The sequence below is a fragment of the Oligoflexus sp. genome, assembly GCF_035712445.1.
Lineage (GTDB): Bacteria > Bdellovibrionota_B > Oligoflexia > Oligoflexales > Oligoflexaceae > Oligoflexus.
On the sequence record NZ_DASTAT010000050.1, the window covers coordinates 32,845 to 47,329 of the forward strand.

Annotated in this window: 8 protein-coding genes and 1 pseudogene; 7 read left to right on the plus strand and 2 right to left on the minus strand. The window is 56.1% G+C overall.

Annotated features, from left to right (window positions below; genetic code table 11):
- Positions 1–206: 206 nt before the first annotated feature.
- Together VFO10_RS10100 and VFO10_RS10105 are read right to left on the minus strand one after the other, a co-directional pair.
- Positions 207–1,412, minus strand: a complete 1,206-nt coding sequence (locus VFO10_RS10100) for an ABC transporter permease (RefSeq protein WP_325139631.1) — start codon at positions 1,410–1,412, stop codon at positions 207–209.
- Entirely contained in the window at positions 1,402–2,094 is a 693-nt protein-coding gene (locus tag VFO10_RS10105; RefSeq protein ID WP_325139633.1) for an ABC transporter ATP-binding protein, read from the minus strand. The genes VFO10_RS10100 and VFO10_RS10105 overlap by 11 nt, the downstream gene beginning before the upstream one ends.
- A 405-nt stretch (positions 2,095–2,499) precedes the next feature.
- Here VFO10_RS10105 and VFO10_RS10110 point away from each other — a divergent pair, with 405 nt between their 5' ends.
- The 7 genes and pseudogenes from VFO10_RS10110 to VFO10_RS10140 all read left to right on the plus strand — a co-directional run.
- Complete coding sequence (locus VFO10_RS10110; protein WP_325139635.1) at positions 2,500–9,135, plus strand: SDR family NAD(P)-dependent oxidoreductase; 6,636 nt, start codon at positions 2,500–2,502, stop codon at positions 9,133–9,135.
- Positions 9,136–9,147: 12 nt separating this feature from the next.
- On the plus strand, positions 9,148–9,840 hold the full coding sequence (locus VFO10_RS10115) for an outer membrane lipoprotein-sorting protein (RefSeq protein ID WP_325139637.1): 693 nt from the start codon (positions 9,148–9,150) through the stop codon (positions 9,838–9,840).
- 9 nt (positions 9,841–9,849) lie between these two features.
- Entirely contained in the window at positions 9,850–11,091 is a 1,242-nt protein-coding gene (locus VFO10_RS10120; RefSeq protein ID WP_325139639.1) for a DUF1302 family protein, read from the plus strand.
- Between the two features lie 13 nt (positions 11,092–11,104).
- Positions 11,105–11,506, plus strand: a complete 402-nt coding sequence (locus VFO10_RS10125; RefSeq protein ID WP_325139641.1) for a monooxygenase family protein — start codon at positions 11,105–11,107, stop codon at positions 11,504–11,506.
- Positions 11,503–11,949 carry a DUF2141 domain-containing protein gene (locus VFO10_RS10130; RefSeq protein WP_325139643.1) on the plus strand — a complete coding sequence of 149 codons (447 nt, stop codon included), beginning with the start codon at positions 11,503–11,505 and terminating at the stop codon, positions 11,947–11,949. The genes VFO10_RS10125 and VFO10_RS10130 overlap by 4 nt, the downstream gene beginning before the upstream one ends.
- Positions 11,950–12,243: 294 nt before the next feature.
- Positions 12,244–13,542 carry a hypothetical protein gene (locus VFO10_RS10135; protein WP_325139645.1) on the plus strand — a complete coding sequence of 433 codons (1,299 nt, stop codon included), beginning with the start codon at positions 12,244–12,246 and terminating at the stop codon, positions 13,540–13,542.
- Between the two features lie 8 nt (positions 13,543–13,550).
- Positions 13,551–14,485, plus strand: a pseudogene (locus VFO10_RS10140) (hypothetical protein); the annotation flags it as partial.

Sequence of the window (14,485 nt, forward strand, 5' to 3'; positions counted from 1 at the left end):
GATTTGATTGAAAGAATGCCTTGCGTCGATTCCGACAGAGAGGCAAATGCCCGCGCGAAACAAGGCCCTTCCTTGGGATCCACTGATTTGAAAGAGTTTTTTTGGAGTGCTTATTTTCGTGAGGCCTGAGCCCTTGAGAAAAACCAGGAAGCATATCAGGAGCGGGAGAAGTCAGGGCGTGAACCCTGACTCCCCTGTTGCAGAGTCTATGCCGCGGCGCGTATCGCCTGGACGATCGAAAGTCTCAGAACCTGCAGCGTGGACAGAAGCGTCGCGGCTGTCGAGGTGAAGACGCCCAGCATCATGGCCAGCATGATGGAGCTCGAATCCAGATGCAGACGTACGGGCAAAAGGCGATTGGTTCCTGGCGTCGGCGGCATCGGAATTCCCTGACCTGAAAGAACGTGCACCGTGAGCGTCATCAGAATCCCGAGCGCAGCCCCAGCCAGAGCCAGATAGAGCCCCTCCAGCACGAGGAGCTGGATCAGATCCTGAGGCGACTCTCCATTGGCGCGCAGCATGCCGAGTTCCCGCTTGCGTTCCAGAACCGTATTGGAGGCGCTGTTATAAATCGCGAGCAGGATCATGCCGAGAAAGACGAGACGGAAGATATTCAAAAGCGCCGTCAGGAAGCGTTCACCGTTCTCGGCCCAGACCTGATCCAGCACATAGATGGAAAGCGCCTCATAGCCGGGGAAATTCCGCAGCAGACCGCTTTGAATTCCATCCCAGTATTTTTCATCCTCCAGACCGATGGTGATGGATTCAACGCGCTGGGTATTCAAAAGAATCTGGGCTTCACTCAGCTGCACCTGAAAAAGGGCGTCATCGGCCTCCTTCATGCCGACCTGAAAAATTCCCGTGACGCGCGTGTCGATGGCATTGATGGTGCCGTCGACGGTCTGACCCATGACGGTCAGATTATCGCCGACCTTGACGCCGAGCGCCCGAGCCAGCCCCACACCCAGGACAAGGCCATCCTTCTGCGCACCGATCGCGCCACCTTCGATGAAATTCATCTTGTTAAAGAAACTCTGTTCAGAAGCGCCGACCACGCCCTGGCCGCGACCGGCGACGTTGATGCGGCCGTTACTGAGCAGCGCAAAGAATTGAACGCGCGGGAAGACGGCCTTCACATGCGGCTGAAGACGCAGATAATGCATCAGGGCGTCCGGATCTTCGAGCCAATGCTCCCAGGGTTTTTCAAAGGCCTGGCCCCAGTAGCCCTTGGTCATGACCTGGCCGTGACCAAAGCGGGAGTGTATGGAATTTTCCTTGTGCAGCGCGATCAAACCAGAGAAGAAGCCCTGAAGGAACAGCAGTCCGAAGACGCCGACGGCAATGGTGCCAAGGGCCACCAGTGAGCGCCTTGAATTGCGCCGAATATTTCTGAGTGCGAATTTAGCCAACATGTCGAGCCTCCTTGTCCGCGGAAAGGATGCGGCCGTCCTGCATGCGTATCTCACGAAGACCAAAACCAAGCACCATGGGATCATGCGAGGCCAGTATGAGCGTGACCCCACGCTTTTCCTGGATGCTCTTCAGGTTCTCCATCAGCTGCCGACCCGTGCGGCTGTCAAGACTCGCCGTGGGTTCATCCGCCACCACCACCAGCGGCTGTTTCGCAAGCGCACGGGCCACGGCCACGCGCTGCTTTTGTCCGCCACTCAATTGGTTGGGGCGCTTGTGACGATGTTCCCAGAGACCAAGATCCTGGAGGGCCTCCGCGACCCTTTCCTGCCGCAGTTTTTTAGGAACCTGCTGCCGGGTAAGAAAGAACTCGACGTTTTCCTCGACGGACAGAACATCGATCAGCTGAAAATCCTGAAAGATGAATCCTATATGAAAGCGCCGAATGTCATTCAGCTCGTCTTCTTTCATGGAATGAACAGGCCGATCCAGAAAACGGAGATCGCCGCCCTGGGGCGCCTCGATCAAACCGAGAAGATTGAGGAGCGTGGATTTACCGGACCCGGAAGGGCCCGTTAAACAGATGCCTTCGCCGTTTTCAATCCGAACATCGACTTCGTTCAAGACCTTATCTTTGCCATCCCGCCCGTAGGCGAATGTGAGCTGGCGTCCTTCATAGAGCATAAGTTCCTCGCGACAGATTTTTTGTGTGGTCCGTTCCTTGCGTGCAAGGAGTGGACCTAAACCCAGGGTCCCGAAAAAAGATAATGCCTTTCTGAAAGAAGCTCCTGAAAGTCCAAGTCAAAGTCCGACACTCCAATTCTCGCTTTTCCGAAACACGCAATGGTCACCCAGGGATGCTGGCTTGTGACAGGTCCTGAATGCAGGAAGATCAGAGTGTGCAAACCTTAGTGAAGAAGATCATTCAGAAAAGATAGCGCCGGGGCAAGTCGTGCACGACTGTCATCAAAGCCTCGCTTCTCGTGGTTTCCCGGACTTACACCGGTGGCGCAGCTCTTGCTCTATTCCACGCAAACAATTCGCAAGTATTCGCAAGCAAGTTAAAAGCAGGCACACGAGGAGTTCGTCATGAAGAAGCAAGAGCGAGGCGAGAGTATTGCCATCATTGGAATGTCGTGCTGGTATCCCGGTGCTCAAACCCTGGTGGAATTCTGGGAAAATATTCTGGCGAAGCGCCAGCAGTTCCGTCGCATGCCGGACGAGCGTCTTCCTTTGGATCAGTATCATAGCAGCGATCGCGCGACCCCTGATAAGACCTATGGAACCGAAGCCGCGGTACTCGATGGCTTCGAGTTTGATTGGAAGGGCCGCCGGATCCCGAAGCAAACCTTTGAAAGCACCGACATCGTTCATTGGCTCGCGCTCGACGTGGCGCTCAAGGCTTTGGATGATGCCGGCCTTGATCTGGCCACCCTGCAGAAGATTCAAACCGGAGTGGTCCTCGGTAATACCCTGACCGGCGAATGGACCCGGACCAACGCCATGCGCATGCGCTGGCCTTATATCGAACGCGTTCTGCGCGAGACAGCCGGCACCCGCGGCATGAGCGGAGCCAACCTTGACAGCTATCTGCGCACGGTTGAAGAAGCCTTCAAATCCGTGTTCCCCGGTGTGAACGAAGACACCCTGGCCGGTGCTCTTTCCAATACCATCGCGGGTCGTATCTGTAACTTCCTCGATCTGCATGGCGGCGGCTATACAGTCGATGGCGCCTGCTCGTCTTCACTGCTCGCTGTGATCAACGCAGCCCGCAGCCTGTCGAGCGGTGACCTTGATGTGGCCTTTGCAGGCGGCATTGACATCAGTCTTGATACCTTCGAACTGATCGGCTTTGCCAAGACAGGCGCCTTGACCCCCGATGAAATGCGTGTCTACGATAAACGCGCGAATGGTTTTATTCCCGGTGAAGGCTGTGGATTTGTGGTGATGAAACGCCTTTCTGATGCCGAGCGTGATGGCAATCGCATCTATGCCGTGCTGAAAGGCTGGGGCATCTCGTCCGATGGCAAAGGTGGAATGACGGCTCCGTCCATTCAGGGCCAGGCGTCAGCCATCGGCAAAGCCTATGAAATGGCTGGTTACGGTCTGGAAAACTGTGACTTCATCGAAGGTCACGGCACTGGAACCACGGTCGGTGACAAGGTGGAAATCTCGGCGCTCGTCGAAGTCCTCGGTGATAGAACCCCCGAACACAAAATCGGTCTGACCTCGCTCAAATCCATCGTCGGTCATACCAAAGCAGCTGCCGGCATCGGTGCCTTCATCAAGGCCACGATCGCCGTGAATCAGCGCGTTCAGCCGCCGATGGCAGGCGTTGAAGAACCCAATGCCCTTTTCAGCGAAAAGGCTCGTCACTTCCATCCTTTGATGGAAGGCAGGAAATGGGACGAGGATCGCACCATGCGCGCCGGCGTCTCGGCCATGGGTTTTGGTGGCATCAATACGCACGCAACGCTGGAAAGCTATGGCCTTCCTGCCGATCATCTGCGTCCTCGGCTTGATGAACGCGTGATGCTGCAGTCGCATGACAAGGCTGAAGTTCTGGTCTTCTCGGCCAGCTCGCAGTCCCTTCTGCAGAAGAAAGTGCAGCAGGCCCTGAATTATGTCCGCCGCATCAGTCGCGCGGAACTCGGTGACCTGGCCCAGGAGTCGGCACGCTTCGTTCAGAATCACGAGCAGTATCGTGCGAGCGTCGTCGCCAGCAAACCCGAAGAGGCTTATAACGCTCTGCAAAAACTTCTGGGACTCCTCAGCCAGCCGATGGAGCTGCAAAGCAGTCGCGAGCAGATGGAAGGCTCGGCCTTTATCACTCTCGGCCACAGCAGCAAGGCTCCGAAACTGGGCTTTCTCTTCCCTGGCCAGGGCGCACAAAAACCCAACATGGGCCGTAAATTGATTCAGCGTCACAGCTGGGCGCAAAGCCGTCTGGAAAAAGCGGATGCGGTGGCTCAGGCCACGAGTGACATCAAACTCTCGTCCGCATTCCTGATCGACGCTGGCAGCAACCTTGAGGACGCAGCCCGTCAGCTGTCGCGCACCGAACTTGCACAGCCCGCGATTTCCGTGATCAATGCTCTTTGGCTCGATATGCTGCAAAAATTGGGAATGACGCCGGCCATCGTCGGTGGCCACAGCCTCGGCGAACTCAGCGCTCTTTATGCAGCCAAAGCCTTTGATTTTGAAACTCTGGTGAAACTTGCCGCAGTTCGCGGTCAGCTGATGGCGCATCGGGCCGATCGTCCGGGTGCCATGATTCATCTGACCTGTGATGCACAGACCGCTCTTCAGCTGATGGAAACCGTCAGCGGAACAGCGAGTATTGCCAATCGCAACGCACCTGATCAGACTGTTCTGTCGGGCGACCCCGAAGCCCTGAAGTCCATCCTGGACGCCGCAAAATCCCGCGGTATTCAAGGCGGCCTTCTGCCGGTCTCGAACGCCTTCCATTCCATCTATATGGAAGAGGCGGCCGCGTCCTTTGCTCAAACTCTGTCCCAGATCCCTTTCAAAAAACCGGCTCTGAAATTCTTCCGCGGCACCGATGGCCAGGCCTTGTCCGGCGAGGCCGATCTGAAGGATTATCTGAGCCAGCAGATTCTGGAGCAGGTCGACTTCATCGCATTGGCCGCTTCCATGCGCGCTGAGTGCGAACTTCTGATCGAAGTGGGTCCTTCGCAGATCCTTTCCGGTTTGATGAAACGCATGCCAGGGGCAACGCTCTGCTTGCCAACCGAGTCGCGTCCCGGTCATGACGCCGATCTTAAAGTCCTTCTGGCCACGGCCTTCACCAAGGGCGTCGCCATTCGTTGGGATGAACTCTATCAGGCGCGTTATCTGCGTCCCTTCGTTCGTCCTGAAGAAAAGCATTTCATTGCGAGCCCCACGGAAAAAGCACTTCAGTTTTCCCAGGGCTCTGCCGCTCCCATTATGAAATCCGCTCCTGTGATCGCCGCTCCTGCTGCTCCCATCCCTGTGACTGCTCCTGCTCCCGCACCTCTACCTGCACAACCTGCAAGCCTTGCCTCGGCTCCTGCAGGGGCCTCGATCGAGGACATCATCTACGGCACGATCACAGCATTGACTGGTTTTGAAAGGAATACCCTCAAGCCTGAAATGCGTCTGCTCGACGATTTGAACATGGATTCCATCAAGGCCAGCGAACTCGTGGCCAACGTCAGCATGCATTATGGAATCGCCGGCGAATTGGAATCAACACCCTTCGCCAATGCCAGCATTCAGGAACTGGCTGACGCCATCCGCAGCAAAGTCGGTTCCGCTGAAAAAGCAGCGCCCGTGGCTGCGGCCAGCACCCCGGCACCGGAAGCGCCGAAGAAAGTCGTCACAAGCCGCGTAGCGGAAACGAGCCTCGGCAAAAACAAGGAACCTTGGGTTCGCAATTTTACCGAAGCTCTGCAGCCGTCTGAAGCCCTGCCTCAGGGTCTTTGGAATGGGAATACGGTTGCCGTCATGGCTTCACCTGCGGATGCCGCTCTTGTCGCCAGCTGGCAGCAGCAGCTTCAGACCGAAGGCGCCGTCATCAGCGAGCAGGCGGAAGTATCCCTGATCCTTCTGCCAACAGCAGCAAGTAGTGAAGCCTGGAACGAAGCCGTTGCGCTTCTGGCCCAGGTCGGTCGCCAGCTTTGGAAAAAAGGCAGCACCTTGATCTTCGTTCAAGGTGATGATGGACAGTTCGGTCGCAGCTCGGCGAGTGAGCAGATTTTCAGCAGCAAGGCCTTTGCTCAAAGCCTTGCGCATGAAAGACCCGACCTTAAGGTTCGCAGCCTCTCCGTTCCCGCCGACAAACTTTCGAACGCGGGCTGGATGCTGAATGTACTGGCTGCAGAAAAAGATTCCGACCTTGCGCTGGGCGTGGCCGGTTATACTCAGGAAGGCGAGCGCCTTCAGCCGGAACTGCAGCTGGATCAACCCAGCACCTATGAAAAGCGTCCTTTGAACTTCGATGCCCAGGATGTGGTCCTGGTCACCGGCGGCGCCAAAGGCATCACGGCCGAATGCGCCATCGCCATGGCCAAGGAATATGGTGTGAAGATGGCCTTGATCGGCTCCTCGCGCCTGAGCGATGAGGACTCGCGTAATCCTGAGCATCCGATCCAGAAGACTCTGAACAGCTATCGTGACGCCGGTCTGGTCGCAGCCTATTACGCCTGCAACATTACTGATGGTGATGCTGTGAAGGGTATGGTCGCACAGATTCGGAAGGAACTCGGCGAGCCCACCGCTTTGATTCATGGTGCCGGCAGCAATCAGCCGCGTCCTGTGTCTTCCGTGAAAGCGGCGGATGCTGAGAAGGAAATGGCTCCCAAGATCCTCGGCATGCGTCATCTTCTGAGCGCACTGGAAGGTTCCGCTTTGAAACTTGTGGTGGGCTTCACCTCGGTAATCGGTGTGACCGGTATGCCTGGCAACGCCTGGTATGGTTTCGCCAACGAAGCGCTTGATCTGATGATCCGTCGCTACCAAAAGCAAAACCCTCAGGCGCACACCCAGACTCTGGCCTATAGCGTCTGGTCGGAAGTCGGCATGGGCGCGCGCATGGGCAGTGATAAAAACCTGGAGCAGAAGGGCATCAGCTCGATCAGTCCCGAGCAGGGCATCGAACGCTTCATGCAGCTGATCCGCGGCATCAGTCGTGATCAGCAGACGGTGATCTCGTCCCGCCTCGGCACCATCGGCGCGCAGAAAGCTCCAGGACTGAAGCAGGATCAGCTGGCTCTGAATTTTGCCCAGGATATCGTGCATCATCAGGCCGGTGTGGAAACGATAGCGCGCGTTCACCTGAATCACAGTGAGCATGCCTATCTCCTTGATCACAACTACAAGGGCGCTTACCTTCTGCCCACCGTTCATGGTCTGGAAGCCATGGCGCAGATCGTATCCCTGCAGCATGATCTCGGCGACAGCCTGATCCTTGAGAACATTCAGCTGACCCGTCCCATCACGGTCGGACAGCAGGGCTGCACGATAGAAATCCATGCTGAAGTCCTGGAATACAAGGCTGGTGATGACACCGTCCGCGTAAGAGCCGGTATCCGAACCGCTCTGAGTGGTTTCAAGGTCGACCATTTCGCAGCCGAAATCGTACTGCAGGTTCTGAACGGGGCCGAGATCGAAGGCATTCCCGTGACCGAACAGCGCCTTGCTGTGGACCCGATGAAGCAGCTCTATGGCAGCATCCTCTTCCAAGGCCCGATGTTCCAGCGCATTCAAAGCCTGCACCATCTGGAATCGGATAACGAGACGGAAGGCCGCACGCTGTTCCTGGCCCGCACCAACGCAGCTGACCTCGGCGCGCATACGCTCGGCGATCCTTACTTCCGTGATGCGCTTCTGCAGTCGGCTCAGATCATCATTCCGCAGAATCAATGTCTGCCGATCGAGATCGAGCGCCTGGAACTGTACCGCGGTTACAACACCGAAGTGGAGCGTCTCTGCTGGAGCGATGTCCATAAGGTTGATGACAAGTCCTATAGCGCGACGATCACCGTCTTCAATCCCGAAGGCCGTATCCTGGAACGCATGGTGAACTATCGCCTGCAGTTCCTGGAAAAGAAGGCTCATCTGCCCAAGGCCATGGATCTGATCCAGGGCGAAGCCTTGCCGGTGGAAGAGAACAGTCTTCTGGCTCCTTACCGCGGCCTCGCGAAGCGCCTTGTGATCGGTGCCGAGCCTAATGGTCCCCAGGATCAATCGGTCTTCGTCCATCGCTTTATTCCGGACTTCAAGACCTTTGCGAACCTGAATCGCTCGATCTACTTTTCGCACTTCTTCAACTGGATGGGCCAGTCGCGGGAAATGTCCTCGCTCCCGGTGCTGGACAAGATCCGTGAGTTGACCGAAACCGGCCGCTGGGGCCAGGTCACGAACTGGGCTTCGATCGAAGTCCTGGGTGAATGCCGGAACCGCGATCGCGTGGTCGAAGCCCGCATGTGGTGCGGCCAGGTCGGTGGCTCGAAGAATTCCTCGGCCACGCTGAACTTCGATTGGGTCTCGCTCGGCGAAGACGGTATCGAAGAACGCATAGCCACGGGTCAGATGGGCTTTACCTGGGTCGAGATCCTCGATCATGGTATCGTCCGTCCGGCTGAGTTCCCTGTGGAATACCGGGACTTCATCGCGAGCATGATCGCGCGCAATGACAAGCCCAACAGCTATATCCCGGCCCCTGAGCCCTATCGGAGTCTTGGCAAAGGTCAAACGCTGTTCCAGGCGCCCGAGGGCCCGAATACAGCGATCACGATCGCGCAGAAGGTCTTTGAAACCAGTCTTTACGATGCCAACCTTGTGGGTAACCTCTACTTTGGCAACTATTCGATCTGGATGGGCAAGCTGCGGGATTCCTACTTCCACGGACTGGCGCCGCATCTTTATCGCGGCATCGGGGAAGCGGGGGAGCTGACCTGCGTGAAGAGTCGCATTCAACATCTTCGTGAGGCGATGCCTTTTGATGATATCCTGGTTACCATGGGTATCAAAGCGGTTCATCAGAACGGTGTGGATCTGCAGTTCGAGTTCCATAAGGTGACTCCGGAAGGCCATACGGAAAAACTGGCGACAGCCGATCATCAAACGATCTGGACCCGTCCCGGTGCCGATGGCGAGAAGGTGGCCTGTGAGCTGCCTCAGGACATCCTGAGTGCCCTGATCGAACATGTGGAAATCTCACTTTTGAAAACCGTGATCTAAGGAGGGATCGTCATGCGTTTCATATTAGGACTGGCACTCGTCTTTTGTTCGCAAGGCCTCGTGGCTCAGTCGGCTGATGAGATTCTGAAGAAAGCGGATGAGATCCGCGCACCTTCGGAATCCTATCGGATGGAGGTTTCCGTGGAATCCTCGGACCAGAGCAAATTTCGCTACGAGATCAAGGTCGGGGGCAAGGAAAGCTCGCTGATCCGTACCCTGGAGCCGCCGCGCGAGGTGGGCAAGAACTTTCTGATGCTGAACGAGGATATGTGGGCCTATGTACCGAACATCAAGCGTTCCCTGCGGGTGACGCTGAACCAAAAGCTCACCGGCCAGGCCGCGAACGGCGACATCAGCCGCATGACCTGGGTCGGTGACTATAAGCCGGCTCTGGAATCGCAGAGCGAGAAGGAATGGGTGCTCATTCTGAAAGCCGAACGTCGGGGTTTGACGTATGACGGGATTCGGGTGTGGATTGACAAGAGTAACTTCCGCCCGGTTCGGGGTGAATATCTCTCGCTCCAGGGAAAAGTCCTGAAGCGGGTGGAATTCACCGAGTATCGCAGCATCGCGGGCAAGGAAAGACCCACGCGTATCGTGATCGAGAACGCGGATCGCAAAGAGGACTACTCCGTCCTGCGCATTCTTGATATGCAAAAGGCCGAATTTCCATCGACGCAGTTTACGCAGAATAATCTTCAGTGAGAGGGTGTCATGAACCGTCTCATGTGGGGAGGCAGCCTTGTGCTGCTGATCGGGACCGCAGCGCATGCTCTCCCCGGTGTCTATGAAAACCGGGGACGAAGCCTGGGGATCGAGTATGCCCATGATCTGGAAGCCGGCCGCACGCAGCATAGCCAGCTTTTCTATCATGACAAGCATCTTTGGAGTCTTTCAGCAGATGCCACGGCCACGCGCTTTCATCTGCAGTACCGTTTGATCGTCGATGGCGAGGACAGCCAGACTTATGAAAAGCCCGGGGATCGGAACGTCGAAAAGCTGATCGCCTTCGTGGAAAAGCCCTGGGGCGATTTCAAATGGAGCCTTGGTCTGCAGGAAGTCAGCTGGGGGGAAAACCTCCTCCTGCCCATCCTGGATGTCGTGAATCCAAGGGATGTGGGTTACCTGCGCGGATTTTATGATGCCGGCGCCAAGCAGTCGAGTCCCATGCTGCTCGGGGAATGGAAGTCAGGCGTCCTGGATGCCCAGCTGATCGCTGTGCCCTGGGCGGTGAAAAGTCGTCAGCCCGAGGCGATCGGTGATTACAAGATCGCGGACGAGCGCCGCTATGAGGCCGGTGCCGACAGCGAATATGGAGGACGACTCGGTATCTTTCTGGAAGGCGTGGATGCGCGGCTTTATTATTTCCGGCATCATCCGCGGGAACCTTCGTACCGCTTTCAGGCGTTTTCGGGTGAGACGGACATCATCATCGACGAAGAGATGGTGACCACCTCGGGCATGAGCCTTTCCTATGCCGCCGCCGCCTGGCTTTTGCGTACGGACCTCGCCTGGCATCAGAATTTTCCCGCCACCAGCGTCGCGGCGGAGGTGGAGCGGACCGATCTGATGCAAAGCATCGTGGGCCTTAACTATACCAGTGACGACGGCCTTCAGACCCTGGGCGTCGAGCTTCATAATGATCTTTGGAAGACCCTTCCCGAGGCCTATTCGAAGGGACCATGGACGGAAGTGGAGCGGGATCAAACGCTCCTGACCTGGATCGCTGTCACGGCGAACCTGAGTTTTTTCCAGACCCTGATCGAACCGCAGATTTTTTATCTGCAGGGCCTCGATAACGAGGATCGCATGCTGCGGCTGATACTTTCGAGTCATGTGAACGACAGCACCAGCATCGGCTCGGAATATCAAAAGACCGAGGCTGCCACGACGAGTCCCAAGCTGCTTTTGAATAACAAGGAAACCTTGGCATTACGCGTGACCTACGCATTCTAAAAGGGGAGGCCGTATGAAAGAGACTTTGGTTCAAAGACCGGATCTGGACAAGGCCGAGCATCTGACGCTGATCGTCGGCCTTTCCTGCCGCAACCTGCGCGGATTTTTGTTCATGTGGATGAACGTCATCAGCTTTATCTGGGCCACCAAAAAAGCCCCGGGCTGCACGCATATCCTGCCTGGGGTCATCAGTCCCTTTTCCATTCTGCTCGTGAGCTATTGGACGAGTCCCCGGGATATGATGCGCTTCGTCAAAGCGCCCGCGCATATGCGGTGGATGCAGTTCATCTATAAGCATCCCCGCAGTCTGAATCTTTTCAATGAAACCTATGGCCGGCCGCAAAGCGCCAATTACATCAACAGCCCCCGTGGATACGCCGGCAGTCTGAAAAGCGAACAAGGGAGAGATGTATGAGAAAGAGCCTCAGTCGTTTGCTGGTCGTGATCGGCTTTTTGCCCACCAGCGTCCTCGGTCAGGGGGTTCAGCTGGGAACCCTGCACGTGGTCGTCGAAGGCATCAAAAACTCCAAGGGCCAGGTGAAGGTCGGACTGGAGAAAACCGCGGCTGAATTCGATCAGGGCCCGCTTCATGAGGCCCGCTATCGCGGCGAGACCATCGTCAGCAAGGAAGGCCGGATCGAAGTCCATTTCCGCGATCTTCCTTACGGCACGTATGCCATCAAAAGCTTCCATGACGAGGATGGCAACGGCCAGCTCAACACCAATTTCATGGGCATTCCCACCGAGGACTATGGTTTCTCGAATAATGCCAGAGGCACGATGGGGCCGGCGAAATTCGAAGCCGCCCGCTTCGAGCTGGACAGCTCCGAGAAGACCATAACCATTCGTTTGAAATAGGAAGTTCGCCTCTGCGCGACACTTGTGTGCAGGGTTCCTGGAGATTTTTCTCTGGGAACCTTTTCCCATTTCGGCGTTTTTCCCCTGATTTTTACCGCCTGGAAACTGTCAAGCCACGGAAACCATTTTAAAAACCGGAAATCCAGGAATTCGATTGACGCAGCGGCTGCATCCCACCCTCTTTCTTACTCTTGATAATACAATAAAAACAGACAGATACAGCTCAATTATGGGCCTGATTTTGGTCGCGATTTTGCAAGAGTAGGGGAAAGAATATGAGACCGGGAGTTTATCATGCAAGGCTGGGCACACAAGGCTCGTTGGAGTCTTCTCATGGCGCTGATCATCAGCTCCAGTTGGATGAGCTGTACGCGCAAAAAAAATGACAATCCATCCAAGGTTGTATCCGAACCCAAGTCGGCTCTTGATATTGACGCTTTGAATAACCTCGATAAGTATATCGAACCCGAGACCCAGGAAGACGTCGCCGGCGCCACGACCGGCCGCACTGTGGATACCGGCGAGGATACCGAGGATCTGAATATCGTTCTGCCTCAGTGCGGAATCCCGGACTTTGCCGATTCCAATGCCAAGACTTTTTCCACGCAGATGACGGAAACCTATACGCGCGTCATCAACGCGGGATTTGCCGTCGCCAATGTCGATATCACATCGACTTTGGATCTGCACGGAACCCTTCTGGAAACGACACTGGATGTGCATGTCACGCACGCCAATTCCAACGGGACATCCGTCTATGGACCGCTCGCCGATGTCGAGCCCATCAATCAGCGCGCCCTGGACTTGACCCGCAAATTCAAAGGCTATGTAACGAATTATACCGTTCCCAATAACTCCAACTTCGCCAAGGACTGGAAAGGGATCGTGTGCACGATCCGCGCCTCTGATCACCTTGTGAATACCCGTGACGGCTATAACACCACAGTGGATTTCTATCCGCCGGTGGCGCCTGCCATTTCACCGATTGCAGATGCCGCGCGGTATACCAAGGAGCTGGGTGATTTCCGCTTTTTCAAGAACATCAAAGCCAAGGTCACGACGACCAATAACCCGGTTTTAACCGTGGGCAAGGAATACAGCGGCAGTATCCTCGTCGAAAAAATCCCGAATGAGCGCATGACCCAGCTGGGCGTTTTCAAGGGCGATGTCGCCTATCGCGTCACCAATCGCTTCGGTTCCGATGCCGAGACCCTGGCGCTTGGTTTCCATCTTTGGACGGAATATTACATTGATAACGGTCAGCGGGCGTTTTCGGGCATCATCACCAACGTCGGTGATGAGGAACTCCGCTACTTCGCAGGCGTTTACAAAGGTCCTGCCGGTGTTCCCGCGAATAACGTCACCTATACGAAAGACATCAAGCCGCTGATCACCGAAAACTGTGTCAGCTGCCATCGGCCGAACAACAACCCGCGCCTTGACCTGAGCACCTATGCCCAGGTGAAAGCCGCGGCGGAACAGAAAGGTTTGATCGGCCGCGTTCTGAGTGGAGCCATGCCGCCTTCGGGGGCTCTGGCCAATGAACCGAAGAAACTCTTTTCAGCCTGGTCTCAGGCTGGCTTTCCGGAATGAGGTGTCCCATGCGGTCCCTCCTTCTTTTCATGATGCTGTTTCTCAGCGGGTCCGCTCTGGGCAAACCCCAGGCCGTGGATCTTTTCTGTGACGCGTTTCCCAGCAGCCCGTCCTGTTCGGGGGCTGCGATCAGCTGCAACTACTGCCACGCGGCGGTGCCGCCGGCTTTGAATCCTTTCGGCAGCAGCGTGAAGGCAGGAATCCAGCAGACCGGGACCGAGTTTCCGCCTTCCGCCGATGCCCTGCGGATGGCTGTCGAGGCTTTTGGTCAGGACGATAGCGACCGTGATGGTTTCACCAATCTTCAGGAAATCGAGGCGGGACATAAGCCAGGGGATGACAACAGCCATCCCACGAAAAACGGCTGCCAGGGCAGCACGAAGCTGGTGAACGGCCAGTGGAATCTTTGCCAGCGCGATGCCGCCTATGTCTATAAAAAGATCTGGCTCGATGTCTGCGGGGAAAACCCGGACTATGATGACTACAAAAAATTTGTCGGCCTTTCCGCGGATCGTCAGACCAAGGCTCTGGATGAGCTTTTGGATGACTGCATGGAAAGCGTTCACTGGCGCGGCAAGGATGGTGTGGTTTGGCAAATCGGTCACTACAAAATCCGCCCGGTGGGATCGGTAAAGTCCGGTGAAGATGCCGGCGTCATTCCCATCGTGGACTATTACGCGGACTTCAACCTTTTCGTCTATTCGCAAATTGATGGACACGATGCCCGTGATCAGCTGCTGGCAAACTATACCGTCACGCGGAACCAGACGCCCTCTTTGGTGACCTACACCAAGGTCACCCCGCAGCGGCTTCTCGATGGTCAGGTCATGCAGCCTGATAAACGCGTCGGGCTCTTGACGTCCTTCTGGAACCTTAGTTTTTATCTGAACTATACAGGCATCGCCCGTGTGCTCGTGGCCCAGGCCTTCAATGCCTACCTTGG

Excerpts from the sequence above, each read along its gene's own strand:
- VFO10_RS10135 (WP_325139645.1), top strand. The coding sequence starts at position 12,244 with ATGCAAGGCTGGGCACACAAGGCTCGTTGGAGTCTTCTCATGGCGCTG.
- VFO10_RS10125 (WP_325139641.1), top strand. The coding sequence starts at position 11,105 with ATGAAAGAGACTTTGGTTCAAAGACCGGATCTGGACAAGGCCGAGCAT.
- VFO10_RS10115 (WP_325139637.1), top strand. The coding sequence starts at position 9,148 with ATGCGTTTCATATTAGGACTGGCACTCGTCTTTTGTTCGCAAGGCCTC.
- VFO10_RS10130 (WP_325139643.1), top strand. The coding sequence starts at position 11,503 with ATGAGAAAGAGCCTCAGTCGTTTGCTGGTCGTGATCGGCTTTTTGCCC.
- VFO10_RS10100 (WP_325139631.1), bottom strand. The coding sequence starts at position 1,412 with ATGTTGGCTAAATTCGCACTCAGAAATATTCGGCGCAATTCAAGGCGC.
- VFO10_RS10120 (WP_325139639.1), top strand. The coding sequence starts at position 9,850 with ATGAACCGTCTCATGTGGGGAGGCAGCCTTGTGCTGCTGATCGGGACC.
- VFO10_RS10105 (WP_325139633.1), bottom strand. The coding sequence starts at position 2,094 with ATGCTCTATGAAGGACGCCAGCTCACATTCGCCTACGGGCGGGATGGC.
- VFO10_RS10110 (WP_325139635.1), top strand. The coding sequence starts at position 2,500 with ATGAAGAAGCAAGAGCGAGGCGAGAGTATTGCCATCATTGGAATGTCG.